Source organism: Lutimaribacter marinistellae, from assembly GCF_042648365.1.
In the GTDB taxonomy this organism is placed as follows: domain Bacteria; phylum Pseudomonadota; class Alphaproteobacteria; order Rhodobacterales; family Rhodobacteraceae; genus Lutimaribacter_A; species Lutimaribacter_A marinistellae.
The window spans coordinates 133,836-159,339 of the sequence record NZ_JBHRXI010000017.1 but is presented as its reverse complement, the minus strand read 5'-3'; the positions used below and the strand labels follow the sequence as shown (position 1 = coordinate 159,339).

29 protein-coding genes and 1 pseudogene are annotated in these 25,504 nt (G+C 63.3%); 14 read left to right on the top strand and 16 right to left on the bottom strand.

The genetic code is table 11. The features are described from left to right. Positions 1-117: 117 nt before the first annotated feature. Complete coding sequence (locus ACFORG_RS17265) at positions 118-2,454, top strand: chemotaxis protein CheA (RefSeq protein WP_386736779.1); 2,337 nt, start codon at positions 118-120, stop codon at positions 2,452-2,454. 111 nt (positions 2,455-2,565) lie between these two features. Here the strand turns inward: ACFORG_RS17265 and ACFORG_RS17260 are convergent, their stop codons facing one another. Genes ACFORG_RS17260 through ACFORG_RS17250 form a run of 3 tightly spaced genes read right to left on the bottom strand, consistent with a single transcriptional unit; the run spans position 2,566 to position 4,862 of the window. Beyond that, entirely contained in the window at positions 2,566-3,264 is a 699-nt protein-coding gene (locus tag ACFORG_RS17260) for an SDR family NAD(P)-dependent oxidoreductase (protein ID WP_386736778.1), read from the bottom strand. A gap of 55 nt (positions 3,265-3,319) precedes the next feature. Beyond that, the gene (locus tag ACFORG_RS17255) at positions 3,320-3,565 is read right to left on the bottom strand and encodes a DUF2842 domain-containing protein (protein WP_386736777.1); all 246 of its coding nucleotides are present in this window, start codon (positions 3,563-3,565) and stop codon (positions 3,320-3,322) included. Position 3,566: 1 nt separating this feature from the next. Next, positions 3,567-4,862, bottom strand: coding sequence for an adenylosuccinate synthase (locus tag ACFORG_RS17250; RefSeq protein ID WP_386736776.1), 1,296 nt, complete (start codon positions 4,860-4,862; stop codon positions 3,567-3,569). Between the two features lie 176 nt (positions 4,863-5,038). Between ACFORG_RS17250 and ACFORG_RS17245 the strand changes: the two genes are divergently transcribed. After that, entirely contained in the window at positions 5,039-5,449 is a 411-nt protein-coding gene (locus ACFORG_RS17245; protein WP_386736775.1) for a DUF6524 family protein, read from the top strand. 12 nt (positions 5,450-5,461) lie between these two features. On the opposite strand, the gene ACFORG_RS17240 is transcribed toward ACFORG_RS17245, so the two are convergent. The 4 genes from ACFORG_RS17240 to ACFORG_RS17225 form a co-directional block, all read right to left on the bottom strand. Continuing rightward, a complete protein-coding gene (locus ACFORG_RS17240; RefSeq protein WP_386736774.1) occupies positions 5,462-5,785 on the bottom strand; it encodes a nitrile hydratase accessory protein in 324 nt (107 codons plus the stop codon). Further along, entirely contained in the window at positions 5,782-6,459 is a 678-nt protein-coding gene (nthB, locus tag ACFORG_RS17235) for a nitrile hydratase subunit beta (RefSeq protein ID WP_386736773.1), read from the bottom strand. Before nthB ends, ACFORG_RS17240 begins: the two co-directional genes overlap by 4 nt. Continuing rightward, a complete protein-coding gene (gene nthA / locus ACFORG_RS17230; RefSeq protein ID WP_386737042.1) occupies positions 6,456-7,070 on the bottom strand; it encodes a nitrile hydratase subunit alpha in 615 nt (204 codons plus the stop codon). Before nthA ends, nthB begins: the two co-directional genes overlap by 4 nt. Before the next feature lie 168 nt (positions 7,071-7,238). After that, on the bottom strand, positions 7,239-7,673 hold the full coding sequence (locus tag ACFORG_RS17225) for a DsrE family protein (protein WP_386736772.1): 435 nt from the start codon (positions 7,671-7,673) through the stop codon (positions 7,239-7,241). 208 nt (positions 7,674-7,881) lie between these two features. Here ACFORG_RS17225 and secG point away from each other — a divergent pair, with 208 nt between their 5' ends. From secG to ACFORG_RS17210, 3 genes and pseudogenes are all read left to right on the top strand, one after another. After that, positions 7,882-8,250, top strand: a complete 369-nt coding sequence (gene secG / locus ACFORG_RS17220) for a preprotein translocase subunit SecG (protein WP_386736771.1) — start codon at positions 7,882-7,884, stop codon at positions 8,248-8,250. Positions 8,251-8,421: 171 nt separating this feature from the next. Beyond that, on the top strand, positions 8,422-10,065 hold the full coding sequence (locus ACFORG_RS17215; RefSeq protein WP_386736770.1) for a CTP synthase: 1,644 nt from the start codon (positions 8,422-8,424) through the stop codon (positions 10,063-10,065). Positions 10,066-10,160: 95 nt separating this feature from the next. Further along, positions 10,161-10,767 (top strand): annotated as a pseudogene (locus ACFORG_RS17210) (transposase). Between the two features lie 21 nt (positions 10,768-10,788). On the opposite strand, the gene ACFORG_RS17205 reads toward ACFORG_RS17210, so the two are convergent. The 7 genes from ACFORG_RS17205 to ACFORG_RS17175 form a co-directional block, all read right to left on the bottom strand. Further along, positions 10,789-11,898, bottom strand: coding sequence for an HlyD family secretion protein (locus ACFORG_RS17205; RefSeq protein ID WP_386736768.1), 1,110 nt, complete (start codon positions 11,896-11,898; stop codon positions 10,789-10,791). Between the two features lie 48 nt (positions 11,899-11,946). Next, the gene (locus ACFORG_RS17200; RefSeq protein WP_386736767.1) at positions 11,947-12,801 is read right to left on the bottom strand and encodes a bile acid:sodium symporter family protein; all 855 of its coding nucleotides are present in this window, start codon (positions 12,799-12,801) and stop codon (positions 11,947-11,949) included. Next, a complete protein-coding gene (locus ACFORG_RS17195; RefSeq protein WP_386736766.1) occupies positions 12,801-13,232 on the bottom strand; it encodes a YidH family protein in 432 nt (143 codons plus the stop codon). The genes ACFORG_RS17200 and ACFORG_RS17195 overlap by 1 nt, the downstream gene beginning before the upstream one ends. Before the next feature lie 30 nt (positions 13,233-13,262). Continuing rightward, positions 13,263-13,595: a DUF1622 domain-containing protein gene (locus tag ACFORG_RS17190; protein ID WP_386736765.1), complete on the bottom strand. Its 333-nt coding sequence runs from the start codon at positions 13,593-13,595 to the stop codon at positions 13,263-13,265. A 4-nt stretch (positions 13,596-13,599) separates the two neighbouring features. Next, entirely contained in the window at positions 13,600-14,694 is a 1,095-nt protein-coding gene (locus ACFORG_RS17185) for a CobW family GTP-binding protein (protein WP_386736764.1), read from the bottom strand. A 4-nt stretch (positions 14,695-14,698) separates the two neighbouring features. Then, positions 14,699-15,991 carry a guanitoxin biosynthesis MBL fold metallo-hydrolase GntH gene (gntH, locus tag ACFORG_RS17180; RefSeq protein WP_386736763.1) on the bottom strand — a complete coding sequence of 431 codons (1,293 nt, stop codon included), beginning with the start codon at positions 15,989-15,991 and terminating at the stop codon, positions 14,699-14,701. 74 nt (positions 15,992-16,065) lie between these two features. Continuing rightward, the gene (locus ACFORG_RS17175) at positions 16,066-16,332 is read right to left on the bottom strand and encodes a hypothetical protein (RefSeq protein WP_386736762.1); all 267 of its coding nucleotides are present in this window, start codon (positions 16,330-16,332) and stop codon (positions 16,066-16,068) included. A gap of 152 nt (positions 16,333-16,484) precedes the next feature. Here ACFORG_RS17175 and ACFORG_RS17170 point away from each other — a divergent pair, with 152 nt between their 5' ends. Beyond that, positions 16,485-17,774 carry a hypothetical protein gene (locus ACFORG_RS17170; protein WP_386736761.1) on the top strand — a complete coding sequence of 430 codons (1,290 nt, stop codon included), beginning with the start codon at positions 16,485-16,487 and terminating at the stop codon, positions 17,772-17,774. Positions 17,775-18,539: 765 nt separating this feature from the next. On the opposite strand, the gene ACFORG_RS17165 is transcribed toward ACFORG_RS17170, so the two are convergent. After that, positions 18,540-18,683 carry a hypothetical protein gene (locus ACFORG_RS17165; RefSeq protein WP_386736760.1) on the bottom strand — a complete coding sequence of 48 codons (144 nt, stop codon included), beginning with the start codon at positions 18,681-18,683 and terminating at the stop codon, positions 18,540-18,542. Positions 18,684-18,862: 179 nt separating this feature from the next. Next, entirely contained in the window at positions 18,863-19,903 is a 1,041-nt protein-coding gene (locus tag ACFORG_RS17160; protein ID WP_386736759.1) for a dipeptidase, read from the bottom strand. 97 nt (positions 19,904-20,000) lie between these two features. Between ACFORG_RS17160 and ACFORG_RS17155 the strand changes: the two genes are divergently transcribed. The 8 genes from ACFORG_RS17155 (at position 20,001) to ACFORG_RS17120 (ending at position 25,484) form a co-directional block, all read left to right on the top strand. Continuing rightward, positions 20,001-20,294, top strand: a complete 294-nt coding sequence (locus tag ACFORG_RS17155) for a DUF1330 domain-containing protein (protein WP_386736758.1) — start codon at positions 20,001-20,003, stop codon at positions 20,292-20,294. A gap of 42 nt (positions 20,295-20,336) precedes the next feature. Beyond that, positions 20,337-20,777 carry a tellurite resistance TerB family protein gene (locus tag ACFORG_RS17150; RefSeq protein WP_386736756.1) on the top strand — a complete coding sequence of 147 codons (441 nt, stop codon included), beginning with the start codon at positions 20,337-20,339 and terminating at the stop codon, positions 20,775-20,777. A 43-nt stretch (positions 20,778-20,820) separates the two neighbouring features. Continuing rightward, positions 20,821-21,258, top strand: a complete 438-nt coding sequence (locus ACFORG_RS17145) for a tellurite resistance TerB family protein (RefSeq protein WP_386736755.1) — start codon at positions 20,821-20,823, stop codon at positions 21,256-21,258. Continuing rightward, positions 21,255-22,010 carry a phosphate/phosphite/phosphonate ABC transporter substrate-binding protein gene (locus tag ACFORG_RS17140; RefSeq protein WP_386736754.1) on the top strand — a complete coding sequence of 252 codons (756 nt, stop codon included), beginning with the start codon at positions 21,255-21,257 and terminating at the stop codon, positions 22,008-22,010. Before ACFORG_RS17145 ends, ACFORG_RS17140 begins: the two co-directional genes overlap by 4 nt. 105 nt (positions 22,011-22,115) lie before the next feature. After that, positions 22,116-22,898 carry an ABC transporter ATP-binding protein gene (locus tag ACFORG_RS17135; RefSeq protein WP_386736753.1) on the top strand — a complete coding sequence of 261 codons (783 nt, stop codon included), beginning with the start codon at positions 22,116-22,118 and terminating at the stop codon, positions 22,896-22,898. 32 nt (positions 22,899-22,930) lie between these two features. Next, entirely contained in the window at positions 22,931-23,665 is a 735-nt protein-coding gene (locus ACFORG_RS17130) for a transporter substrate-binding domain-containing protein (RefSeq protein WP_386736752.1), read from the top strand. Positions 23,666-23,793: 128 nt separating this feature from the next. Then, positions 23,794-24,681 (top strand): ABC transporter permease, encoded by an 888-nt coding sequence (locus ACFORG_RS17125; RefSeq protein WP_386736751.1) that lies wholly within the window; start codon positions 23,794-23,796, stop codon positions 24,679-24,681. Further along, positions 24,678-25,484 (top strand): ABC transporter permease, encoded by an 807-nt coding sequence (locus tag ACFORG_RS17120; RefSeq protein ID WP_386736750.1) that lies wholly within the window; start codon positions 24,678-24,680, stop codon positions 25,482-25,484. Before ACFORG_RS17125 ends, ACFORG_RS17120 begins: the two co-directional genes overlap by 4 nt. Positions 25,485-25,504 lie beyond the last annotated feature (20 nt).

Below are 25,504 nucleotides of genomic sequence, written 5' to 3'. Positions count from 1 at the left end.
GAAACGGAACACATTGTCGCCATGAAATGATACGCTGTTAATCATAGATTCGGGCCGAAATTGACGCTCGGGGGATGGTATAGCTCAAGGCACAAGTATGTAGAGGACGAGCATCCCATGGTACAGAACAACAAGGTCCTGACGGTCTCCTACGGCACGTTTTCCTGCACGCTCGAAGGGTTCGACGACTCTTTCGACACGATGAAGGCAATCGCCGAGTATTTCCGCGACCTCGCTGCCGATGACCGCTATTTCGGCGCGGAACCCCCGCAGCCGGACGCCGAGATGCTCGCCCGCATCGCCGAACGCGAGATCGCGCGCCAGGTCGAGGCCCGCCGCGACGGCGCAGGCATCGTGCTGCGCGCCGCCGAACCGCTCGCCGCCCCGGTCACCACGGGCGCGAGCACCCCGGCCCCCGAACCGCCCGTGCAAGAGGCCGCCCCGGAAAAACAGCCCGAGGAACAGCAGGCCGAAGCGCAGCCCGCGACGCCCGAGCAGGAAGACCTTGCCGCCCTGGCCGAGGAAACGCCCGAGGAAGAGGTCCCCGCCCAGGATGTGACAGCCGAAGTTGACGAGATCGCCGAAGGTCTTGAAGCAGAGGCCGAGGCCGACGCCCCTGACATGGGACATGTCACCGCCGAGGAGACGACGCTGGAGGCCGCGATCATCGAGGTCGAGACTGCCGAGGCCGAAGAAGACGTCACGGTCGAGGAAGAGACCGTCGCCGAAGCGGCCGAGTTGGACGCGGCGATTGACGAGACCGAGGAAGACACCACCGATCCCGCTGAAACCATCGCAGCCGCCGAAGACCCGCAGGACGAGGAAGAGGCGCTGTTCGAAACCGCGATCGAGGCGCATGACGAGGCCGAGCTGACCGACGCTCTGGCCGAAGTCGAACTCGACGAAGCGCCCGAGATGTCCGAAACCGACGTAACTGCCGCCGAGGATGACGCCGAAGAGCCCGTGGCCGAGCTCTCCGAGGCCGAAGAGTCCAATGCCGAGCTGTCCAAGGAAGAAGAGGCCGAAGCGGAAGAACCCGAAGCCGCACTGGCCACGCTCGACGTAGAAGATGCCGACGACGCCCTGTTCGGTCTGCGTGACGCGGCCGAGGAAGAGGCCGCGCTTGACGCCATCAGCGCGCGCCTTGCCGATGCGGAAACCTCGGAAGACGATGAGCCTCTCGTCGCCGAACTGCATGACGCTACCGAAGAAGACGAAGAGGAAGAGATCGTTCCGGCCGCCGACAGCATCGCGGCAAAGCTGCAGCGCATCCGCGCCGTGGTCTCGCGCCAGGAACGGCTCGCCGAAGACGACTTTGCCGAGGACGAGCACGCGCAGGACATTCTCGCCGGTGCCGCCGCTATCGAAACGCCTGCGGAACCCGAAATCGAAGACGCGATCTTCACCGATCTCGACGACAGCGACGAGACCGAGGACGACAGTGACGACGACCTCAAGAACATCCTCGAGGATACGCTCGACCCCGCCCCGGAGGAAAAGCGCGTCGCACGCGTGATCAAGGTAAAGCAACGCGACATCGCCGCCGCCATCGCCGCCGGCGACATGGAAGAGGTCGAGGAAGAGACCGCTCCCGCCCCGGCCGGCTCGCTCTCGCCAGAGGACGAAGAAGACCTGATGCGCGAACTGGCCGAAGTCGAGGCCGAACTGCGCGGACATGGCGAAGTCGCAGAAGCCGAGGAAAAGGTGCAGGCGGAACAGGCCGAAGAGGATGAGCAGGACGACACAGCCACTCTGCCCCCCCTGCCCGCCGAGGAAAACAACGGCGACGACCTGGCCCGGTTGATGCAGGCCGCCGACCTCAAGCTCGACGATCCTTCGACCTCGTCGAACCGCGAAACCTATTCGCAACTGCGCGGCGCCGTCGCGGCCGCCCAGGCGGAACGCCAGGCCGGGGGAACCGTCGGCATCCACACCGATGATGACCCCTACCGCGAGGACCTTGCCGAGGCCGTGCGCCCGCGCCGTCCCGTTGCCTCGGGCCGCAGCGAACGCGCGCGCCCCGGCGACCGGCCCGCCCCGCTCAAGCTGGTGGCAGAACAGCGCGTCGACACCCCCGCCGCGGCACCGGAGCCCGCCGGCTCGCGCGGTCCGATCCGCCCCCGTCGCGTGGCCGCGGTAGCCGAGCCGCAGCCTGAAACGGGCAAGGAAGGCGGTTTTGCCGCCTATGCCGAGGAACATGGCGCGACGTCGCTGGCCGACCTGCTCGAGGCCGCCGCCGCCTACCTCGCCTTCGTCGAGGGTCAGGAGCAGTTCTCCCGCCCGCAGCTGATGAACAAGGTGCGCGGCGCAAGCGACACCGAGTTCAATCGCGAAGACGGGCTGCGGTCCTTCGGACAGCTTCTGCGCGAGGGAAAGATCGAAAAGACCGGTGGCGGCCGCTTCGCTGCTTCCGGCCGGATCGGCTTCCGCCCAGACGAACGTGCAGCAGGCTGAACCCCTGCACTATTGCAGGCAAAAGCGCCCCTCGAAACGGGGGCGCTTTTCATTTTCTCAGTGGCGGACACGCGTATGTCTCGCGGCGCGCTTTGCGCAGATAGAGCTACGCTACAGGCGATAGCCGCCGGAAACAGTCAGCACCTCGCCCGTTATGAAAGCCGCATCCTCTCCCGCAAGGAAACGCACCGCCCGCGCGATGTCCTGCGGCCTGCCGATCCGGCCCAGCGCAGTCTCCCTGACGAACAACTCGGTCAGATCTTCTGATCGCGGCGCTTCGGGCGTATTGACGGCACCGGGCGCAACGGCATTCACCCGGATGCCCCGTGGACCCAGCTCCTTGGCCATCGCTCGCGTCCACAGGTTCAGCGCCGCCTTGCTCGCCCCGTAAAACGATGCCCCGCGCGGCGGCAGCACGGCATTCACCGACGAGATGTTCACGATCGCGGCACCAGCCTCGAGATGCGGCAAAGCCGCTGCCAGAAGGGCTTGCGGCGCGACGAGATTGACGCTCAGGATGTCATGCAGCCGGTCTGGATCAAACGCCTCGACTGCGGAGGGCGCCACCAAACCTGCGTTGTTGACGATCACATCCAGCCGGCCAAACTGCGCGATCACGCCGCCAATCACCGCCTCGGCCGCACCGGCCTCGGTCAGATCCGCATGCAGGGGGAGCACCTCCGCGTCCAACCCTTCCGGCTCTGTGCTGCGCCAGGTGATCGCAACGCGATGATCGCGGGACAGCTCGCCTGCAATTGCCCGACCGATCCCGCGCGCCCCACCGGTGACAAGCGCGACGCGCGACCTCATGGCCACGCTCGCACGGCATCACGCACGCATTTCTGCAAAACAAACCGTCCCGCGGTCACTCCTGGCGTCCGGTGTCCGGATCGGCCTGGCCCACGCCGCGAAACACGAACTTGAAGGGCAGCGCCCAGACGATGCCAAGCAACACGTAGACAAGGAACTCGACCCAGATCGGTGGCCGATCCAGAACGTTCACAACGGTCACGACGGCAACGATGTAAAGCGGCATACCGACAAGCAGAATGACCAGCGACCACCGCCGCCGTGCCTTGTAACTCAATCCTTGTTTGCTCTGTTCGCTCATCTCAATCCGCAAAAGGGTCGGTGACGAGGATCGTGTCCTCACGCTCGGGTGAGGTGGACAGTAGCGCGACAGGGCAGTCGATCAACTCCTCGACCCGGCGCACGTACTTGATCGCGTTCGCCGGCAGGTCCGCCCAGCTGCGCGCGCCCTCGGTGGACTCGCTCCAGCCCGGCATCTCCTCGTAGATCGGCGTGCAGCGCGCCTGCTGGTCGGCGGCGGTCGGCAAATAGTCGTAGCGCTCTCCGTCCATCTCGTAACCGACGCAGATCTTGAGCGTTTCAAACCCGTCCAGAACGTCCAGCTTGGTCAGCGCGATGCCCTTGACACCCGATGTCGCGCAGGTCTGGCGCACAAGGCAAGCGTCGAACCAGCCACAGCGCCGCTTGCGCCCGGTCGTGGTTCCGAACTCGTGCCCGCGTTCACCCAACCGCTGACCGTCACCATCGTGCAGCTCGGTCGGGAACGGCCCCTCGCCCACGCGGGTGGTATAGGCCTTGACGATCCCCAGCACATAGTCGATCGCACCGGGGCCCACGCCCACGCCGGTCGCGGCCTGCCCCGCGATCACGTTGGACGAGGTGACGAACGGGTAAGTGCCGAAATCGATGTCCAGCAGCGCGCCCTGTGCACCCTCAAACAGGATGCGCTTGCCCGCCTTACGCTTCTCGTTCAGCACCTTCCAGACCGGCGCAGCATAGGGCAGGATCTGCGGCGCGATCTCCTTCAGCTGCGCGACAAGAGCGTCGCGGTCAATCGGCTCGACACCCAAACCTTTGCGCAGCGGGTCGTGGTGCTGTAGCGCGCGATCCACCCGCGCCTCCAGCGTTGCCTCGTCCGCCAGGTCCGCAACCCGGATCGCCCTGCGACCGACCTTGTCCTCGTAGGCCGGGCCGATGCCGCGTCCGGTGGTGCCGATCTTGGTCCCCTTGCTCGCCGCTTCCTCGCGCGCACGGTCCAACTCGCCGTGATACGGCAGGATCAGCGGCGTGTTCTCGGCGATCATCAGCGTCTCGGGCGTGATCTCGACGCCCTGCTCGCGCACCGTCTCGATCTCCTTGACCAGGTGCCAGGGGTCCAGCACGACACCGTTGCCGATGACGCTCAGCTTACCGCCGCGCACCACACCCGAGGGCAACGCGTGCAGCTTGTAGACCTTGCCGTCGATGACCAGCGTGTGGCCGGCATTGTGCCCGCCCTGGAACCGCGCGATCACGTCGGCGCGCTCGCTCAGCCAATCGACGATCTTGCCCTTACCCTCGTCACCCCATTGGGCGCCGACGACGACTACGTTGGCCATATCCGGTCCTTTTCTCGAATGACTCGCAAAACCCGGCCCGGTATAGCGATGCCGCTTGTGCAGGGAAACCGCAATTTCGCCACAGCCGCCGCACCGCTTTACCCCGAGGCTGGACACAAGGCGGGCTTTGCGCGAGTCTCACGCGCAAAAAAGGCATTTCGAGTGGGGTGGGGAAAATGGGCGTCTTCCTGCGATGGCTGTTCGCATTCTTGTTGTTGGGCCTGACCTACAATCCGACCAGTTGGAACTACGTGCGCTGGACCTTCTACAATCACCAGTCGCAACTGTCCCTGGCCGTGTTCCTGGGCCTTCTGCTGCTGATCGGCTACATCATCCTGTTCCGCGCGACACTGCGCTCGATCGGCGGGTTCGGAATGCTCACGATCCTGACACTCGTGGCCTCGCTCCTCTGGGTGCTTCATGATTTCGGGCTTCTGCATCTCGACAACACGACCGCCGATGTCTGGCTGGGCCTGCTCGCGCTTTCGGCGCTTCTGACCATCGGGTTGAGCTGGGGCCACGTACGAGAACGGCTGACCGGACCGGTGGAAGTCGACGATGCCGAAACCAATCAATATGAGGCCTGAGCGACCAGCCTGTTATCTATGGCTTTTCAGGTGCACCGGCTGGCCATGTGGTGTCGACAGGTAGGCCTCTCGCCAATCGGCCTCGACCTCCCTGACCTCCTCGGCATCCGTCGCGCCCGCTTCGGCCAGCCATGTCTCCAGCGTCTCAAGCCACGCGGCAAAGTAATCCTCGCCGCCATTGAGTTCTTTTGACAGACCGTGCCGCTTCAAGGTCGCGCCAAAGCGCGCGGCCCAGTCCGACCAGTCCAGACGTCCGGCCTCGTTCAGATGCACGGTCAAAGCAAAGACCTGCGCATGCCAGGGCTGCTCGAATACGGGGTCTGGTCGGGTTGTCATGCAGGCTCCAGGTAACTTTGCCACAGGTCCAGCACGACCTCGTCGCCCGGATGTTCAGGATGGGTCCACAGCTCGGCCGCCGGGAACACCACCGCGTATAGCGGCTCGGGGGCCTCGCCCATCCCGTGCGCATTGCTGTCGGGCAGCACGTGATTGCCGTGCCGCCGCAGGATGCGGCCCAGCGCCCCCGCGGCATAGCCGGGCAGCCGGGTGTGCCCGCCATCGACCAGCCGGTTGCCCGCCGGGCGCAGCGTGCGTACCGCGTCGCCCACGGCAAAGATCGCCTCCGGCCCCGCCTCCCTGTCCGCCGGACCGCCGCGCGCCAGGACATCCGGCACGACCGCCGCTTTCAGCGCCCGCTCGGCCAGTTCGTGCCGTTCGTCATCGGATACGCCCCGCAGGTCATCCGCGGTCAGCACGCCCCGTTCGACCAGCAGGTCCGCCAGCGCCGAAATCCACTTCTCATAATAGGAAAAGCGCGTGTAATCCTTGGGCGACAACCGCTCGCGCGCGTGGCGCGACATATCGAGGTTCCACTGCCCCAGCCCGCCAGCGGCCAGCGTCACGGCCAGTGCCCGCGCATGCCAGTCTTCGGCAAAAACCGGCGCATCGGCTGCGTCGGGGATCACCGGCCCATGCCCGAACCGTCCCCCCATGTCATGAACCCGGCTCATCCCGGCACCCGCGCCAGCCCGGTGCCGATCATCGAATCGCGCGTCACCAGTTCGACCAGTGCCTCTTCGTCCATCCCCTCGCTGCCTTCGGGCCGCATCGGCAGAACGAGGTATCGCATCTCGGCGGTCGAATCCCAGACGCGCACCGCAGTTTCGGCAGGCAGCGCCACGCCGAAATCGGCCAGCACGCGCCGCGGCTCGCGCACCGCGCGGGAGCGATAGGCATCCGATTTGTACCAGCCCGGCGGAATACCCAGCAAGGGCCACGGATAACAACTGCACAAGGTGCAAACGACCATGTTGTGCTGCACCGGAGAGTTTTCGACCACGGTGATGTGTTCTCCCTGCCGGCCGTAAAACCCCATCTCGGACACGGCCGCCGTCGCGTCGGCCAGCAGCTGCGCCTTGAACTCCGGGTCGGTCCAAGCCCGAGCCACGACGCGCGCACCGTTCTGCGGCCCGATCTTCGTCTCGTAAGTGTCTATGATCTCGTCCAGCGCGGCAGGGTCGATCAGCCCCTTGCGCGTCAGGATCGTCTCCAGCGCCTTGACCCGCAGCGCGGGTTCCGGCGGCAACAGCGAATGCGGGTGGTCGTGATGATCATGCGGCATGACCATACACTGCCGCCCCGCACCCGCCCTGTCCAGCCCCGGCCGCGCGGCCAAACCCCGGACCGAAGGCCGGATTTCCGGGACATAGCCGTTCGTGGCTGAACGGCCCATGCATGACCACTCCGCACTCGCCACCTCAGGTCATACCAGCCGTACCCGGGTAAGGCCTCAGGGTCGCACGTAGGCGTATCCCTGTTCCTGCAATTCGATCAGCCGCACAACGCCCGAAGGGACGATGGCCGCCTCCTCCATCAACGCGATCTCTTCGCCCGCCTTTTCGGACATCTTGCGATGCGTATTCCCGCAAGCGGCAAAGGACAGGTTTTCCAGTTCGAGACTCATCGCCGATATGCGGTCACCAACAGGCGATTTTCCCGGGATCAGCATGTTCAGCCCCGGTCCATAGGCAACGACTTCGATCACGACATCATCACCTTGCGACCCGTAGTATTTGTCGACATTGGCCGCATTGTTGAGCGCCATGTTCATGACCTTGGGATCGTTCTCGTTCACGTGTATGGCGACATAATGCGTCTTGCCCTCCGCCAAAGCTCCGGTTGCAAGCGTCAATCCGACCGCCGCGCAAAAAACGATGTTTCTCATGGTGTTCCTCCCTGAACCGTTCCTTAACCTAACGAAAATCCGGCGAGTGGAATAGCAATTTTTGAATGTGTGAGCGCTTAGGCGCGCGGATCGGCAATCGAAGCCCGGCGATGAGCGAAGCGTAGCGCGCGCCGAACTCGCGGCTTGCCCCTCGGGGCAAACTTGCATAGATAGCGCCCGGTACAGGTCACGCCCCCTAAGGACACCCATGGAAAACGTCGTTCTCATCATCCACCTTCTTCTGGCCCTGGGCCTGATCGCCGTCGTTCTGATGCAGCGGTCCGAGGGCGGCGCACTCGGCATGGGTGGCGGCGGTGGCGGCGTGATGAGCGGTCGTGGCGCGGCAACCGCGCTGTCCAAGGTGACATGGGTGCTGGCTGTGGCCTTCATCATAACGTCGATCACGCTCACGATCATCGCCGCGCAAAAGGCAGCCGGAACCTCGGTTCTCGACCGGCTCGGCGTGCCCGAGGCCAGCGAAACCGAAGGCGAGGCGACCACGCCGACCATTCCGGGCAGCGACCTGCTGCCCCCGGCACAGGGCGACGACGCGCCACTGGTACCGCGCGCCGACTGATCCACAACACCTAGAAACCTGTAGGGAAACCGCAACAGCATCTTGCGGTTCCCTTGCGCTTTTGGCGCGAATCCCTTATACGTGAAGTCCCGTGGTGCTGCGGTTTTCGGACGATGTCCCAAACCGCCGGGCAGCTTAATTTTGAGGTCTCACGGGAGCAGCCGAACAACAATGGCGCGTTTTATATTCATCACCGGCGGTGTCGTATCCTCTCTGGGCAAAGGGCTGGCGTCCGCCGCTCTAGGGGCGCTTCTGCAGGCCCGCGGCTACTCGGTCCGCCTGCGCAAGCTCGACCCCTATCTCAACGTGGATCCCGGCACCATGTCGCCTTTCGAACATGGCGAGGTGTTCGTCACCGATGACGGGGCCGAGACCGATCTCGACCTCGGCCATTACGAACGGTTCACCGGCGTGGCCGCCCGCAAGACCGACTCGATCTCGTCGGGCCGCATCTACTCCAACGTTCTCGAAAAGGAACGCCGCGGCGACTATCTCGGCAAGACGATCCAGGTGATCCCGCATGTCACCGACGAGATCAAGGATTTCATCGCCATCGGCGAGGACGAGGTCGATTTCATGCTCTGCGAGATCGGCGGCACCGTCGGCGATATCGAGGGGCTCCCCTTCTTCGAGGCGATCCGCCAGTTCAGCCAGGACAAGCCCCGCGGCCAGTGCATCTTCATGCACCTGACGCTGTTGCCCTGGATCAAGGCCAGCGGCGAGCTCAAGACCAAACCGACGCAGCACTCGGTCAAGGAACTGCGCTCCATCGGCCTCGCCCCCGACATCCTCGTCTGCCGTTCCGAGGGACCGATCCCCCAGAAAGAACGTGAGAAGCTGGCGCTGTTCTGCAACGTCCGACCCGACGCGGTGATCGCGGCGCAGGATCTCAAGTCGATCTACGAGGCGCCGCTCGCCTACCATGCCGAAGGGCTGGATCAGGCCGTGCTCGACGCCTTCCAGATCACCCCCGCTCCGCGCCCCGCGCTGGACATGTGGGAGGATGTGGCCGACCGCATCTACAACCCCGAGGGCCAGGTCAAGGTCGCCATCGTCGGCAAGTACACGCAGCTCGAAGACGCCTATAAGTCGATCGCCGAGGCGCTGACCCACGGCGGCATCGCCAACCGGGTCAAGGTCAATATCGAATGGGTCGATGCCGAGATCTTCGACCGCGAGGATCCCGCCCCCCATCTCGAAGGCTTCCACGCCATCCTCGTCCCCGGCGGCTTCGGCGAGCGAGGAACCGAAGGAAAGATCAAAGCCGCGCAATATGCCCGCGAACACGAGGTGCCCTATCTTGGTATCTGTCTCGGCATGCAGATGGCGGTGATCGAGGCCGCCCGCAACGTGGCCGGTATCGCGCGCGCGGGCTCCGAGGAATTCGACCACGAGGCCGGCGAGAAACGCTTCGAGCCGGTGGTTTATCACCTCAAGGAATGGGTGCAGGGCAGTCACCGTGTCGAACGCAAACTCGACGACGACAAGGGCGGCACCATGCGGCTGGGCGCCTATGACGCCACCCTCACGGAAGGGTCCCGCGTGGCCGGGATCTACGGCAGCACGCAGATCGAGGAACGCCACCGCCACCGCTACGAGGTCGACGTGAAGTATCGCGAAAAACTCGAAGAGGCGGGCCTGTGCTTCTCGGGCATGTCCCCCGACGGCCGCCTCCCGGAAATCGTGGAATGGTCGGATCACCCCTGGTTCATCGGGGTCCAGTTCCACCCCGAGCTGAAATCGAAACCATTCGAACCGCATCCACTCTTCGCCGATTTCGTGCGCGCGGCCAAGGAAACCTCGCGCCTGGTCTGAGCCGGCCCAGAGGGCTTTGCCCTCTGGGCCAAGGTCGGAACGCATTGATTTTCAATGTGCTACGTGTTTCACGGCTCCAGAAACGGAGCGGTTTCATGAGCACCCTTTCCTGGCTGACCGACGAGCAGATGGCCAAGCTTTCCCCCTTTCTTGCCGCAGTCGCACGGCAAGCAGCGGGTCGATGACGGACAGGTTCTGAGTGGGATGATCTTCATCAATCGCAGTGGGTTGCGCTGGTGAGATGCCCCGGAAGCCTACGGACCGCGCAAGACGCCGTACAGCCGGTAGAGGCGTTGGAGCAATAAAGGTGTTTTCGCCCGGATGATGGTCGGCCTCGCCGCCGAACACGGGGAGGAAAAGACCGCGATGCTCGACGCGACCTACCCGAAGGCATACCGCACCGCGACCAGCATGGCCGCGAAAAAGGGGGGCCCGGCCGCCTGATCGGTCGAACCAAGGGTTAGGCGCCTGTATCCCTGACCGAAAACAGCGCACGACGACGATGAAACACGACAAAGGCCGATACAAACCGCGCAACCGTCCCTCTCGTGGCATTGCTGCGCAATGCACTGCCGGGCTGTAATCGAGATCATGTTTGGGAGGCTCATAGATTGGCGGCGCGTGGCAACACGCTATGACCGCTGTCCCAAAAGCGTCCTCCCAGCCATCGCCCTCGCCGCAACGGTCATCTACTGGTTATGAATCCTGCCGCTGGAGTCCCGACTAGATGTAATTCAGCATCTTGTTGACCCAGAACAGCACTTCTGCAAGCGCAGCGATCGCGCCGGCCTGCTCGGTAATGATCAGCGCTGTGCCTGACGCGCCAAGACGGGCAGCATCGGCGGCGGGGCCATCAGGAATATCTATCGTGACGACATAGGCCGATGCCCCGGTAATATCCCGCAGCGACGGCAATCCCGAACGTGTGTCCAACGCGCCTTCCCGCGTGGCTGAGGGGATCGCACGGATACGGGTTTCGAACGCTTGGCCGGGCATAGTCCCAAGGGCCACACGAATGGGATCGCCAACCGAGACGTTGGAATAGCTGCTCTGCGGCAATCGGGCGACCAGCAGGCGATCATCGGGCACGATGAAATTCACAGCACCTTGCACCGGCGAAACGCGGTTTCCGGGGCGCAGAGACAGCCCCGTCACCATGCCATCGGCGGGCGCGCGTACAACCGTCTGATCGAGCCGCCAACGCGCCTGGGCCAAAGCCTGCTCCACCTCGACCATGGCCACGTCCACACCGTCCACCTGCGCCGCGATCCTGCGTTCCAGCCCAGCCTTGCGCGCCTGCGCCGCGCGCAGTCCGGCCTCCAGCTGCTCGATAGTCGAAACCGCCTCCTGCAACTGGAACTCTGCGGTCGCGCCACGTTCGGCAAGCCGGACGATGTCGTCCCTGCGCTGTTTGCCAAAGGCAAGCTGTGCTTTCAAAGAATCGATATCGGCTTCTGCTGCTTTCAAATCCGTCTTGAGCTGATCGGCAGCGGCGTGCGCCGAGGACAGCGATGCTTCGAGCCGCCTCACCTCGGCCCGATAGGTCGTGTCATCGATCCGGAAAAGAATGTCGCCTTGTTTGACAGGCTGGTTGGCTTCGACCGCAACCTCTGTAACCGGGCCGCCGACATTCGGCGCGATATTGATGACAGCCCCCTGAACCGAAACCGGTCCGGAGGGTGCCGTATGGTTCAACGCGCCGATCACCGCCAGGGCGATCACCAAGGCGCCGCCATAGACCACGCCCTTGGACAATCCGTTCCATGGCAGCAATCTGAGCTTGGAAAAGACCAGCCAGGCCACGCCGAAATACAGGCCGAGAACAATGAGCATCCCTGTCTCCTTCCGTGTTGGACACGGCGCGTGCATGCGCAGCTTTTTTCAACGCCTGCTCAGCTTAGCGCAAATAGCCGTGAAAAGAAGGTTGGCCGGCACCATGAGGGCGATAAACGCAAGAACCACAACGCTGTGTCCACCTCCTTCGCAGCAGCCATCGACAAGCACATAGACCAGGCCGACATTTCGAAGGTTCGTCGCGGCCGCCAAGACTTGGCGCTGCTTCGGGTTCGGCCCACCCAAAACCCATCCGGCGGCCATCAGCGCCAAGATGAACACAGTCATGGCGACAAGTGTCGCCGGTTCGATGGTGGCCAATGCGTCCTGCCGGACACTCAGGCTCAATAGCACGGCCGCCACGAACGACAACGTTGAGACCAGCATCGCTGGCTTGTAGAGCGTTTCGGCAAGGTTCGACGCGCGCAGCCGGATGGCCGCCCCGATCGCGAGGGGAACAGCAACAAGACCGATGGCCCGCAACATGAGTTCGCCCCCCGGAACGCCAGCACGAGCCTCTGACGCGAGAATGACCTGAGCCGCCACCGGGGCGGTGATCAGGCCAAGCAGGGACAGCAGGAACAGCAACTCGCCAGCAAGCGCCATCTGACCCGGCGCCTTTGTCGAGAACTGCAGCGCGTTGATGCCGCCGGGGGCAAAGGCCAGCAAGAACAGAACCGCGGCAGAGGTTTCGTTCATCGGCAGCAAGGATATCAGAAGAAACGCGACTATCGGGGGTATAACGATGTTTGCAACAAGCGTGCGTGCCGTTCTGCCATGATCGAGCAACAAGACACCGAAATCCCGCAGGGACGCGTTCATCCCGATGCACAACATCGCGAGTGACACGAAGGCATAGATCAGCAACTCGGCCGTCGTGTCAAAGGGAACAGAGGTCTCCATCACGCCGGTCCGATCTGCATCAGAACGTTAACCGTCACAAACAGACCAAGCGCCAGAACGGCCATGCAAGCGAAAAGCGCCACGGACATGGGAAAGGACGTTCCTGCCGTCCTGGCCAGCCGTCGCAGGAACACAACCTGTTGCAAGACGGCGGCGCTCAGCATGAAAACAGCCAGAACAAGCATGAACAGCCCGAGAAAGCGCGCCCGCTCGATCGGAGCGTTTTCAAGTCCCGGCACCTCCGTCAGGACTCTGAACAACGCCGGGATCGAAAACCCGAACCCGATGAGCGAGATCGCGGTGCGCATGTAACCCATTGTCGTTCGGTCGGAGGCCAGCCGCGACCGTTCGAACGCAAGACTCGTGCGCCCCTCCGCCAGTTCATTGTTGGATAGCCGTGGCGGATCAATGTCTTCGTCGTCGAGTTCCATGACTTGGTTCCGGGTGTTCAAGGAAAACGGTTAGATTCGGGCCTCTTCCTGGCGCAGTTCCTGGACGAGGAAATAATTCAGAAAAGTTCGAATTACGGCGATGGCTGCCAGCTTACCGATCTCCTGAAGCGTCGGATCGGTTGCCGTTGATATGATGTCGGCGGCCAATTGGAGCTCAAGAGCGATGATCAGGTATCGCCCGAAAACGCGCCGAGCGACGGCTGTTCGTTCGGCTCCAGCTTGCTTGAACAGCATCGCAAGAAACGCCGCGCCGCCGAATGCAACCACCAAAACGCTTGCCGCCTCGAACACAAGCTGAAGGGCATCGGCCAAAGAGACCACCGCTGTTTCGAGCCCGTTCATCGGTCTATTGCTCAACCGCCAGCGGCTTTTTGGACAGGGTCGTCTCATCTCCCCCCGTGGCGAGGCAACCCGCAAAGAGTTGCTCCAGATGGCCTTGGTCAAGGGTGGTCTTGTGCGCAATCGCCACGATCCGGGTTCGGGCGGCTTCGACGCCCCAGCGACGATCCCGGGTCAATTCGATACGCCGTCCCACGACCTGCAAAACATACCGATGTACAGGATCATCGGCGAGGTGCACGAATCCCTTGCAACGATAGATATTGGCGGGCAGTTCCCGCTTGATCATGCGTTCCAGCGCAGGTCGAGAAAACGGCCGGCTTTCGACAAGGCTCCAGGTGCTGAACATGGACCCGTGGGAATGTTCACGCTCGTGGTCTTGTTCGTGGTCGTGACCAACGGTCGGCATTGCCCTTTCAACATCAAAGCGTCCGACCGAAAGCACGATGCTCATCGGCACCTTGCACTTAATGGCCGGCACCAGGCGAACACGGCTGAAATGGCTTTCGATCCAGCGCTTTACCCTGGCCGCGCCGTCAGGCCCGGCAAGATCGACCTTGTTCAGGATGACAAGGTCGGCAAAGCCGATCTGCTGAAGTTTCAGCTTGGCGAGATCGGGATCATCGTATGTAAAGACCTGATCGGCATCCACCACACATGTCACGCTGTCGAGACGGATCTTGTCCCGATAGGCCGAGTCGACGAACGTCATGTAGATACCCGCCGGATCGGCAACGCCACTGGCTTCAAGAATGACATATTCGACCGGGTCGTCGCGGTCGATCAAGTCCGCCACACTATCGACCAGATCGTCCCGGATCTGGCAGCAGACACAACCGTTGGCCAGGCTGATCATCCCGTCCTCGACATCGACCACCAAATCGGCATCCACGTTGATCGAGCCGAAATCGTTAACGAGGATACCTACCTTAAGGCCATGATCCCCGGTCAGAATGTGGTTGAGAAGGGTGGTTTTTCCCGCCCCGAGAAACCCGGTCAGGATCGTAAGGGGAACGGGGCTTGCAGTCGCGTTGTCCACGTGGGTCACCATGTAGTCTGGGGGGATCGCCGCGCCGATCAAGGCGCGGCAGAGACGTTTCAAGGGATCAATCCGTATGATCGCGCGATGCGATCAGCGCCTGAATATCGAAGCGAAAGGTCTCTTCGTCGTAATGCTGCGTGAGCGGCCGAAAAACGTCTTCAGGCATGTAGAGCGCCGGATCGAGTTCGCGTTCGCGCAGAAACGCGTCCTGCTGTTCTTCCCGAGGCAGACGTGGTTTCGGAATCTGGATGTAGTCCGGCATTTCCCCTTCCGGGAACAATGTGCGCGGGTCTGGAGGCTGCATTGCCGCGGCCTCGGGGCGCAAGGCCATGCGCTCCCAAACACGGTCCTTGGTGACGTTGATGACCTTGGTGTCCGGGCCGCCAAACAGGAACAACCCGTCCCAATGGGCACGAATCTCCGCAATGGCCTCTCCCGCGGATTCCTCGGTGTAGTGGCAGATCACCCCGACGCGCGGCTGAATTTCGTTCATGAGGTAACCCGCCGCATAGTAAGGGGTGTGATAGGTATCCAGAGTGAACTCCAGAACCTCTTTGGGCGTGCCGTATTTGTAGTTCAGAAGTTGCGGCAGGTCCGCCTGACCTTCAGTGACAAAGACATCACAGCCTTTGGCGAACTTGATCGTGCTTTCGTCGGGTCGACCGTCTCCGGTCCACACGAAGGATAGCCCGGCCTCTTCCCAATCGACCCGGAACGCAGACGCACCGTTCTTGACGTGGCTGCGCGCCCAATGTGTGACTTTCAGGCCTGGTTCTTCAAGGCAGACACCACCCTCGTCCCTGTAATCGAACTCGACCACTTCGGTGTCATAGCCTGCGCCGATCGGGCAATGGTCGAAGTTTTCCAGATGCCAGGTCATCATCTCGTGCATCTTGTCGACCATGAATTGTGTGCCGGTTTCGGGACGGTCGCCGCTGGGGCCGAAGATGCGCAAACCATTCCGCCAGCCGCCGGACCAGGCGCGGAAGGGCATGAAATAGGGCAGGTCCGCATAGTGATCGACATGCAGGTGGCTGATGAAGATGTCACGCACCATCGGAGGCAAAATGCCCATCTGCAGAATGTTCTTCACACAGCCGTTGCCGAAGTCGAAGAAAAGACGCCGCGGGAAGGGCGTGCCGTTGCCAAGCTCCAACACGATGGACGTGCCGGATTGCACCAGAGTTGGCGGCCAAGGGGTGCTCCCGGGAAAACAGATCCGCATTTCGCCTTTGGCCAGTGGCTCGTTGGGCGGAAAAAAGTTGTTGCTGGTACACGAAGGTGTCGGCCGGAAATAGTCCGGCAGGGTGATCCCACCACCGGGACGGCGGCCATAGGGGTTGCGGGGTTGGGTCATCTGTTTACCTCCAGATTTGTGTCGGTTCGTGGTGCGGGCACCGGCAACATTGCGGCTCCGATGTACTGTCGCCGTCAGCCACGGTCGTCTTGCGGTTCGAGATCCGCCTTTCGCGATGGAAGTGTCGTTCGCTTTACCAGACGCCTGATCTCCGCCAGCAGTTCATCCCGCGTCGTTTCCCAGTCGGCTCTGGCTCTTGTCTCTTCCTCGCAACGCGCGATCCGCCAAAGCACCTCGTCCAGATCCCGGATCGCGGCGCGAACTCCGGGGTGATCGTACGCGGCGGTCAGAACACGCGCGCACATGTCAGGAAAAAGCGTATGCAGATCCTCGGGTCTCATCCGGCGCCTTTGCCAAAAATTCAGCCCAGCCTAAGTCTCCCTGCGCGAACTTGGCCGCCGCGAAGAGGTGAGTTACGGTAAGCCAAAGGTGAGACCGCCACGAAATGGGAAGCAATCAGCGCTCTGCAACGCCACCTCTCGACGACATCAGAATGGCCTTGGCGGACGTTCTGAAATCCGAGGCGTTTGCCAACTCACCACGATTGCAGGATTTTCTGACCTATATCGTCGAAGAGCAGATTGCGGGGCGCGGTCATGCGATCAAAGGCAAGACGATTGCCACCGATGTCTATCAAAGGGATCTGGACGAGGCCGGCAATGCGCAAAACCTGGTGCGCGTCGAGGCCCGGCGTCTGCGGCGTCTGCTTGACGAGTATTACGCGGACGAGGGCCGTGCGGTTCCGCTTCGCATTCAGATAGAAACCGGTGGCTATCGCCCGCGGTTCAAGACGGTTGAACCTGCATACACGATGCGTTCCGCTGCTGTGCTTCCTCCGGAACCCCGCCGCAAAGTGGGATCGCTGACCACCTTTGCCATATTCGTATCCTTGGGCTTGACCTGTTTGGCGGTGGGATTTGGCATCGCTACCTTTCGAAACGACGCAAGGAAGCCTGAACCCGTAACCCGAACTGAAACGGCCAGACTTGCCGCTCTGAGAGAGAGATCGATGTCCAGCGTTCAGGCCGCCAATCTTGCACAGCAGGCGCGGGGACTGTTCTTTCCCTTGTTCGACCTTCAAAGGCAGACGATCACGTTGGAGTCGTTTCGACATGTCGTTGCTCTCGATCCGGGTCTTCCCGCGGGCTATGCGGGGTCCGCGCAGGTCTTGGCACTGCAGTCCTTTCTGAGTGATGACGCCACCGAGGCATCCGAATTGCTCTCCGAGGCACTGGCGATGGCCGAGCGCGCGACCGATCTCGGCCCGTCCGATGCCTGGTCACAGGCGGCGCATGGCTGGACGCTCGCCGTGGCCGGCGACATGGCAGGCGCGTTGCGACGCGCCCGCATCGCCGTCGAACTGGCGCCCGAAGATGGCCATACGCTCGATCTTGTCGGCATAACAGCGCTCTTGGCGAATGATCCTTCACTCATGGCGGACGTGTCAGACCCCGACCGTCCGCGCACCGGGAGCGGTCGGTTCGCCGCCAACAACATTTGGGGAACATCGCATCTGATGATGGGCAATTACCCCGAAGTGGTCAAAGCCTTCTCGAACGCGGCCGAGCGCGGCCTGCCGGTCAGCGCGCCAAGCCTGATGTTGCTCGCGACCGCTCAAAGGATGTCCGGAGACGATATGGCCGCTGAGCAAGCCATTCTCGAAATGACGACAACTTGGCCCGGCTTCCCGGCAGACGAGGTGAGCAACAGGTTCTTCGCGAAAGATCCGGTAACCCTGAAGCGGGTTATGGACACATTGAGCGCATATTCCTGGAACGAATGACCCAACCGAAACACCCGGCTCAAACTGCGCCAGTTGATTGATACGCTGCAAGAACGGTTCACCCGTCCAATTCTTGAGTGCCGCGTCGAGTAGCAGGCCATTGACCAGGTAAATTCGATGAGCGACTGACAACCCGTCTACCGTGGTGCCACTTTGACCGCACAGCGGTCACCGTTGCAGGGCGCAGCGATCGTCTTGTGGCGAAGCCCATTAGCCGGGCCACGAAGGACGTTAAGCGGCCGTCTCCTTTGGCGCACCACAAGATCACGTGCCCGCTTCCGCGACGGCAAGGTTTGTCAGGCGAGGGTTTTGACCGCCACCAAGCGCATCGTGGCGCGGCTCATTGCTTCGCGGATCGCGTCGGCATCAGTGACACCAGGTTTCCGGAGCTTCACATAATTCGGTCGACACAAAGGAACCGGTTCCGCAGTCACCACACTGCCGATTTTTGACGATCCAGGCTTGCAGAGCTGAAGAGGCCGCAATCCACGTTGACGCCGATCCGTCACGTCAGTGGCGCACGTGGTCAAGGCAAAAACCAATACGCGGAAAATGGCGGTCTCATCGCGAACACCGGGCACCCCTGAGCGATGAAACCGCCCTGAAGCTTTCCGTAACGGTCTGCGCTTGTTTTGAACCGCGTTGCGCGAGGGGATCGCACGAGGGTCTTCGACATATCTGGCGGGGGCAATCATCCTGCGGGTACCCACCACTTGACCGCGGGAAACAACAAAAAAAGGATGAGGGGCGCATTGCGCGCCCAACTCATACGTCGTGGAACCGGTTGACCCTGCGCTGCATCTCCGAGCAGCTCTCGAAGACACGGATCACCTTGCGGAACAGTGGCACCTGGATGTCGGTACTGAAAAGCTGGGTTCGGGCGGGGTGTTTGTCGTGGGTCGGTTGCATGGCTCTGGTCCTTACCGGGTTGGTTGTTGGACATTTCGTAGGTTCATACTGACCCGATTCGCCCGCCCAGGTCTGTGACAAAGATTACGTAACGTCACATCCCGCCTTCCTCTTGCCCGAAATATCCCGGGGGTGAATTGACCCGGCACGGGTCAAGAGGGGGCAGCGCCCCCTTCCCCTCACGCGCCCCAGGTCTCACGCAGCACGCGCATCCAGTTGCCCCAGCAGATCCGTTCGATCCGCGCCGCAGGATACCCCGCACGCTCCATCATCTGCACAAGCGCCGGCAGCTTCTCGACCCGGTCCAGCCAATAGGGCGGGTCGCAGCCGTCGTAATCGGACCCGATCGCGACCCCCTCTTCGCCCAACCGGTCCAGCATGTGGCCCAGCATGCTCAGCACCGCGTCCTCGGGGATATCGGTATCGGGCTGGCCATCCCCGCGCAGAAAGCTGCACTCGAAATTCAGGCCGGCAACACCGCCCGTCGCCGCGATCATCGCCAGCTGTTCATCGGTCAGGTTGCGGGCATGGGGGGCCACCGCATGGGCGTTGGAATGGGTCGCGACCAGCGGCTTCGACGATATCTCTGCCACGTCGCGCATACCGGCCACGTTCAGGTGGCTCAGGTCCACCAGCACGCCCAGCGCATCGCAACGCGCCACCAATTCGCGGCCCCGTTCCGTCAGGCCCGCGCCGATATCCCCGTCCGAGGGGTAGCGGAACGGCACGCCATGTCCGAACGGGTTGGGCCGCGACCAGACAGGCCCGAGCGAGCGCAACCCCATCGTATGAAGCTCCTCCAGCCGCGTCAGCCCGGCATCCAGCCCCTCGGCCCCCTCCAGGTGCATCACACCCGCCAGAACGCCCTCGGCCCGGGCAGCGTCGATCTCGGCCACGCTGCGGCACAGGCGCACGGCGCCCAGCCGGTCCAGCTCCAGCATCGTTTCGGCCTCGACCCGGATCATCTCCCAAGCTTCCGCCTCGGGGATCTCGGGCGGCATCGCCAGGTCATATTCCGCGGGCCGGGGGCCGGACGGGTCCAGCACTCCGGGCGATTGCGCCCAGATCGCAAAGAACCCTCCTCCGAATCCGCCTTCGCGGGCGCGTGGCAGGTCCAGCTGTCCCGGCAATCCTTCGGCAAAGCCCGCCGCGGCGGACGCGCCGCCGGCCCGGGCCAGTTTGGTCAGCACATCGTTGTGCCCATCGAAAATCAGTGTCATGGCGGGACCTTGCGCCGGAACGCGGCCGCTCCGCAAGCGGGATTGCACACCGCGCCCATCCGCGCCACTCTGCCCCCGTCAGACAGGGAGGAAAGTGATGGCCAAGGGCTATTGGGTCGCGCATGTCGATGTTCACGACATGGAGATCTACAAGCAGTACATCGCCGCCAACGCGGCCCCGTTCAAGGAATATGGCGCGCGCTTTCTCGTCCGCGCCGGCGAACGGGTCGAGAAAGAGGGCAAGGCCCGCAAACGCACCGTGGTGATCGAGTTTCCCAGCTACGAGGCCGCGCTCGAATGCTACGACAGCCCCGGCTACCAGCAGGCCAAGGCGATCCGAGACCCGGTCTCGACCGGCGACATGGTCATCATTCGCGGCTACGAAGGCTGATCCCCCCTTGGCGGAACGCGTATTCGGCGCTAAGGGGACTCCATGCTGAAAAAATTCTTCGCGGCGTTCCGCCCGCCACAGGAAACCCACCTGCCCGATCCCGATGCCGAGCTTGCGCTCGGCGCGCTGCTGGTGCGCGTGGCGCAGGCCGACCGCGACTACCAGCTCGAAGAGATCAGCCTGATCGACCGCATCCTCGCACGGCTCTACAGCCACAACGCGATCGAGGCGGCCAAGGTGCGCGCGACCTGCGAGAAACTGCATGCCGCCGCGCCCGAAACCGACACGTTCGGCAAGCTGATCCGCGAAACCACCGGTCTCGAGGAACGGCTCGCCGCGATGGACGCCCTGTGGGAGGTCGTGCTCGCCGATGGCGAAACCAAGGAGGGCGAGCTCAAGATCGTCGAGGAGGCCCGCATCGCCATGGGTCTCAGCTTCAACGACAGCGAGGCCTCGCGCGCCCGGGTCATGTCCCGGCTGTGATCCGCGCTTGGCCCCGCGCCCTGCGCGCCCTAAGGTCACTGCCATGTTCCGCGATTTTCTCAACCGCCTCACCCATCCCGATCCCGAACCGCTGCCCGATGACGATGCGCGGCTGGCCCTGACCGCGCTGCTCGTACGCATCGCGCGCTCGGACGAACGCTACGACCCCGAGGAAAAGTCCCGGATCGACCGGATCGTGACCGAACGCTATGGCCTCACCCCGTTCGAGGCGACAAGCCTGAGGTCCGAGGCCGAAACGCTCGAGGCCGAGGCGCCCGACACCGTCCGCTTCACCCGTGCCATCAAGGATGCCGTCGCCTACGAAGATCGCCGCGCGGTGGTCGAGGCACTCTGGGCCGTTGTCCTCGCCGACGGCGAACGCACGCAGGAAGAGGACGCGCTGCTGCGCCTCGTCTCGAACCTGCTGGGCGTCAATGACCGCGACTCGGCGCTGGCCCGGCAAAAAGCCGCCCGGGGATGATCGCCTGGCTGGGCATGTACGACCTGCCCGAACTGCGCGACGCGCATGATCGCTACTGGGCACTGATCCGCGAAAACCTCGGCTACGGGCCCTATGCCCTCTCGCGCGACCTGCCGGCATGGGACACATGGCGCGCACCCGACCTGTTGCTGGCCCAGACCTGCGGCATGCCCTACCGGACCCGGCTGCATGGAGATGTCACGCTGGTTGGCACGCCCGATTACGGCCTGCCGGATTGCCCGCCCGGCCATTACAACTCGGTCCTTGTTGCCCGCTCCGACGATGCCCGCGCCTTGCCCCAGCTTCTGGCCGAGGGGGTCTTTGCCTATAACGAGGGCGGCTCGCAATCGGGCTGGTCCGCCCCGGTGACATGGTTCGCGCAGCAGGGGCGCGCACCCGAACGCGGGCTAAAGACCGGCGCACATGCCGCTTCGGCCCGCGCCGTGGCCGAGGGTCGCGCCGATCTCGCCGCCCTCGACGCGGTCACCTGGACGCTGCTGCGCGCGCATGACCGAACCACGGATGCGCTGCGAGAGATCGCGCGCACCGATCCGACCCCCGGCCTGCCCTACATAACTTCCGTATCGCACGACCCCGCGCCCATTGCCGCCGCAATCCGCAACGCCATCGCGGCGCTGGACCCCGCCGACCGGGCCGACCTGCATCTGAACGGGCTGGTCTCCATCCCCGCCAAAGATTACCTCGCCGTACCGACACCCCCCGAACCGGCGGAGATTCTGCATTCCGTTTAGTCAATTCGGAGGTTCACGCGCCCATTCCGCCGAATTGCACGTTGCATTGCGCCTTGTTTTGCGAACAGATACCTGCCTAACACTCGCAGCAACCCCGGACGACCCGTGCCCGAACCAGCCACAGCGCCCGTCATCGAAATCACAGACCTGCACAAGAGCTTCGGCCAGCTCGAAGTGCTCAAGGGCGTGAACATAACCGCCCATCGCGGCGACGTGGTGTCGCTGATCGGCTCTTCCGGTTCCGGCAAATCGACGCTGCTGCGCTGCTGCAACCTGCTCGAAGACAGCCAGCAGGGCGACATCTGCTTCAAGGGCGAACCCGTGCGCTGGCGCGGCGCCGGGCACGACCGCCGCCCCGCCGATCCCAAGCAGGTGCTGCGCATCCGCACGAACCTGTCGATGGTGTTCCAGCAGTTCAACCTCTGGGCCCACATGACCATCCTGCAAAACGTGATGGAGGCGCCCGTCACCGTGCTCGGCCGTGATCGCGCCGAGGTCGAAAAGGCCGCACGCCACTATCTCGACAAGGTCGGCATCGGCGACAAGTGCGACGCCTATCCCGCCCAGCTCTCCGGTGGCCAGCAACAGCGCGCCGCCATCGCACGCGGCCTGTGCATGGAGCCCGAGGCGCTCTTGTTCGACGAACCCACCTCCGCGCTCGATCCCGAGTTGGAGCAGGAGGTGATCAAGGTCATCAAGGACCTCGCCGCCGAGGGCCGCACGATGATCATCGTCACCCACGACATGAAGATGGCCGCCGACATCTCCAGCCACGTGGTGTTCCTGCACCAGGGGCTGATCGAAGAGGAAGGCCCGCCGGACGCGCTGTTCGGCGCGCCGAAATCCGAACGCTTGCGGGGCTTTCTCTCGGCCACGCAGGCGGCATAAAACAAAACCACGTCTCAACAGGGGAATCACTCATGAAGACACTCATCCTGACCACCGCTGCACTGGCGCTCGGCGCCGGTATGGCATTGGCCGGCAGCCATTCGCAGACCGTGCGCATGGGCACCGAGGGCGCCTACCCTCCGTATAACTTCATCAACGACGCCGGCGAGATCGACGGCTTCGAGCGCGAGCTGGGCGACGAGCTGTGCACCCGCGCCGAACTGACCTGCGAATGGGTCAAGAACGACTGGGATTCGATCATCCCCAACCTCGTGTCGGGCAACTACGACACCATCGTCGCGGGCATGTCGATCACCGACGAGCGCGATGAGGTCATCGACTTCACCCAGGACTACTACCCGCCCACCGCCTCGGCCTATGTCGCGGCAGCCGAGGGCGCCGATCTCGAAGGCGGCGTGATCGCCGCGCAGACCGGCACCATCCAGGCGGGCTACGTCGCCGAATCCGGCGCGACCCTGGTCGAATTCGCCACCCCCGAGGAAACCGTCGCAGCCGTCCGCAACGGCGAGGCCGACGCCGTCTTCGCGGATCGCGACTACCTCGTGCCGTTGGTCGAGGAATCGAGCGGTGAGCTGATGTTCGTCGGCGACCCGGTTCCGCTGGGCGGTGGCGTCGGCATGGGCCTGCGCGAAAGCGACGGCGAACTGCGCGAGAAGTTCGACGCGGCCATCACCTCGATGAAAGAGGACGGCACGCTGAATGAACTGCTCAAGAAGTGGTTCGGCGACGACACCCAGACCTACTGATACGTTCATCCGCAGGGCGGGTTCCCGACCCGCCCTGCCCCACCCGACACGCTCGCGCACGGCCTCTCCGGGCAGGACCGTCGCGGTGACAGCCCGCGCAGGGCTGAAAGAGCGGCCGAGGCGACCCGATGTTTCCTTACTGCACCGACCCCGATACCCTGGGCACGATCCGCTGGTTCTCGTGTTACCTCACGAACGGCGTGCACATGTCCTTCTACTGGTCCTTCGTGAAGGTGCTGGCCCTGCTCGCCATCACCGCACCGGTGGCACTGGGCTTCGGCTTTCTCGGCGCCATGGCGGCCCGGACGCAGTTCGCCCCGGTCAGCTGGCTCGGCAAGGGTTACATCGCCATCGTCCGCGGCGTGCCCGACATCGCCTTTTTCCTCTTCTTCGTGATCGCGCTCGACCAGGCCTTCGAATGGACGCGCCACCAGATCCTCTGCCCCGACTGGACCGACCCGATCCGGCAGGGATCCGACTTCCTCGTCTGTCCGCAGGCCAAGCTGCCGCTCGGCACGTCGCCGGAATGGGTGCACGAGACCTACGGCTTTTTCCTGGCCGTCATCACCTTTGCCATCGTCTTCGGCGCCTTCGCGGCCAACGTGCTCTTCGGGGCCATGCGCGCCGTGCCCCATGCCCAGCTTGAAACGGCCGAGGCTTACGGCATGACCCGGCGACAGACCTTCTGGCGCATCCTCGTGCCGCAGATGTGGGTCTACGCGCTGCCGGGCCTGTCGAACCTGTGGATGGTGCTCATCAAGGCAACGCCGCTCCTCTTCCTGCTGGGGATCGAGGATATCGTTTACTGGGCGCGCGAGCTGGGCGGCACCAAGACATCGCGCTTCACCGATTACCCGCATGGCGACTGGCGGATGTGGTACTTCCTGTTCCTGCTGATCTTCTACCTCGCCATGACCCGCGTGTCCGAAATCGGGCTCGAACGGCTGATGCGCCGCCTGTCGCACGGTCAGGCCACCTCGGGCGGTGAGCTCCTGCGCAAGGAGACGACGGCATGAGCTGCTGGCAAACGATTCAGGATTACGGCCTGCGCTCCATCGGCATCGGCGAACGGCTCCTCCCGCGTGAGGGCTATACGCTCTGCGAGCATTTCACCCTGATCGGCTCGGGGATGATCTGGAACGTCTATTTCGGCGTGCTCGCGCTCGCCACCGGCTTCTTCCTCGCCACCGCGCTGGCCCTTGGCAAGGCGTCGACAAACCGTCTGTTCCGCAAACCGGCCGAATGGTTCATCTTCATCTTCCGCGGCTCGCCGCTCTTCATCCAGTTCTTCTTCGCCTACTTCCTGTTCCTCAGCCTCAAAGGCGTACATCCCATCTTCGACCCGTTCACCGCCGCGTGGCTCGGCGCGCTGATCGTGCTCTTCTTCAACACCGCCGCCTACTCGGGCGAGATCTTCTACGGCGCGCTGCGCTCGATCCCCAAGGGCGATATCGAGGCTGCCGATGCTTACGGCTTCTCGGGATGGTCCAAGTTCCGCAAGATCACATGGCCCACCATGCTGCGGCTGGCATGGCCCGCCTATACGAACGAGGCGATCTTTCTTTTCCACGCCACCACGCTGGTCTTCTTCTCGGGCTTCCCGGCATGGCAGCAGCGGGGCGATGCGCTCTATTACGCGAACTACTTTGCCGACAAGACCTTCAACCCCTTCATCCCCTATCCGATCCTGGCCTTCTACTTCATCCTGCTGACCCTGCTGATCGTCGGCCTGTTCGGCCTCGTGAACCAGCGCCTGAACCGGCACCTGCCATCGGCACAGCGTGGCCGGATGAAGATGCGGCTGAACCTGATCCGTTAACCTTTGCGCGTGCCACGCGC

Bases quoted from the DNA above. Each gene is read 5' to 3' on its own strand.
- ACFORG_RS17265 (WP_386736779.1), top strand. From the start codon at position 118: ATGGTACAGAACAACAAGGTCCTGACGGTCTCCTACGGCACGTTTTCC.
- ACFORG_RS17260 (WP_386736778.1), bottom strand. From the start codon at position 3,264: ATGAGGTCGCGCGTCGCGCTTGTCACCGGTGGGGCGCGCGGGATCGGT.
- ACFORG_RS17255 (WP_386736777.1), bottom strand. From the start codon at position 3,565: ATGAGCGAACAGAGCAAACAAGGATTGAGTTACAAGGCACGGCGGCGG.
- ACFORG_RS17250 (WP_386736776.1), bottom strand. From the start codon at position 4,862: ATGGCCAACGTAGTCGTCGTCGGCGCCCAATGGGGTGACGAGGGTAAG.
- ACFORG_RS17245 (WP_386736775.1), top strand. From the start codon at position 5,039: ATGGGCGTCTTCCTGCGATGGCTGTTCGCATTCTTGTTGTTGGGCCTG.
- ACFORG_RS17240 (WP_386736774.1), bottom strand. From the start codon at position 5,785: ATGACAACCCGACCAGACCCCGTATTCGAGCAGCCCTGGCATGCGCAG.
- nthB (WP_386736773.1), bottom strand. From the start codon at position 6,459: ATGAGCCGGGTTCATGACATGGGGGGACGGTTCGGGCATGGGCCGGTG.
- nthA (WP_386737042.1), bottom strand. From the start codon at position 7,070: ATGCCGCATGATCATCACGACCACCCGCATTCGCTGTTGCCGCCGGAA.
- ACFORG_RS17225 (WP_386736772.1), bottom strand. From the start codon at position 7,673: ATGAGAAACATCGTTTTTTGCGCGGCGGTCGGATTGACGCTTGCAACC.
- secG (WP_386736771.1), top strand. From the start codon at position 7,882: ATGGAAAACGTCGTTCTCATCATCCACCTTCTTCTGGCCCTGGGCCTG.
- ACFORG_RS17215 (WP_386736770.1), top strand. From the start codon at position 8,422: ATGGCGCGTTTTATATTCATCACCGGCGGTGTCGTATCCTCTCTGGGC.
- ACFORG_RS17205 (WP_386736768.1), bottom strand. From the start codon at position 11,898: ATGCTCATTGTTCTCGGCCTGTATTTCGGCGTGGCCTGGCTGGTCTTT.
- ACFORG_RS17200 (WP_386736767.1), bottom strand. From the start codon at position 12,801: ATGGAGACCTCTGTTCCCTTTGACACGACGGCCGAGTTGCTGATCTAT.
- ACFORG_RS17195 (WP_386736766.1), bottom strand. From the start codon at position 13,232: ATGGAACTCGACGACGAAGACATTGATCCGCCACGGCTATCCAACAAT.
- ACFORG_RS17190 (WP_386736765.1), bottom strand. From the start codon at position 13,595: ATGAACGGGCTCGAAACAGCGGTGGTCTCTTTGGCCGATGCCCTTCAG.
- gntH (WP_386736763.1), bottom strand. From the start codon at position 15,991: ATGACCCAACCCCGCAACCCCTATGGCCGCCGTCCCGGTGGTGGGATC.
- ACFORG_RS17175 (WP_386736762.1), bottom strand. From the start codon at position 16,332: ATGAGACCCGAGGATCTGCATACGCTTTTTCCTGACATGTGCGCGCGT.
- ACFORG_RS17170 (WP_386736761.1), top strand. From the start codon at position 16,485: ATGGCCTTGGCGGACGTTCTGAAATCCGAGGCGTTTGCCAACTCACCA.
- ACFORG_RS17165 (WP_386736760.1), bottom strand. From the start codon at position 18,683: ATGCAACCGACCCACGACAAACACCCCGCCCGAACCCAGCTTTTCAGT.
- ACFORG_RS17160 (WP_386736759.1), bottom strand. From the start codon at position 19,903: ATGACACTGATTTTCGATGGGCACAACGATGTGCTGACCAAACTGGCC.
- ACFORG_RS17155 (WP_386736758.1), top strand. From the start codon at position 20,001: ATGGCCAAGGGCTATTGGGTCGCGCATGTCGATGTTCACGACATGGAG.
- ACFORG_RS17150 (WP_386736756.1), top strand. From the start codon at position 20,337: ATGCTGAAAAAATTCTTCGCGGCGTTCCGCCCGCCACAGGAAACCCAC.
- ACFORG_RS17145 (WP_386736755.1), top strand. From the start codon at position 20,821: ATGTTCCGCGATTTTCTCAACCGCCTCACCCATCCCGATCCCGAACCG.
- ACFORG_RS17140 (WP_386736754.1), top strand. From the start codon at position 21,255: ATGATCGCCTGGCTGGGCATGTACGACCTGCCCGAACTGCGCGACGCG.
- ACFORG_RS17130 (WP_386736752.1), top strand. From the start codon at position 22,931: ATGAAGACACTCATCCTGACCACCGCTGCACTGGCGCTCGGCGCCGGT.
- ACFORG_RS17125 (WP_386736751.1), top strand. From the start codon at position 23,794: ATGTTTCCTTACTGCACCGACCCCGATACCCTGGGCACGATCCGCTGG.
- ACFORG_RS17120 (WP_386736750.1), top strand. From the start codon at position 24,678: ATGAGCTGCTGGCAAACGATTCAGGATTACGGCCTGCGCTCCATCGGC.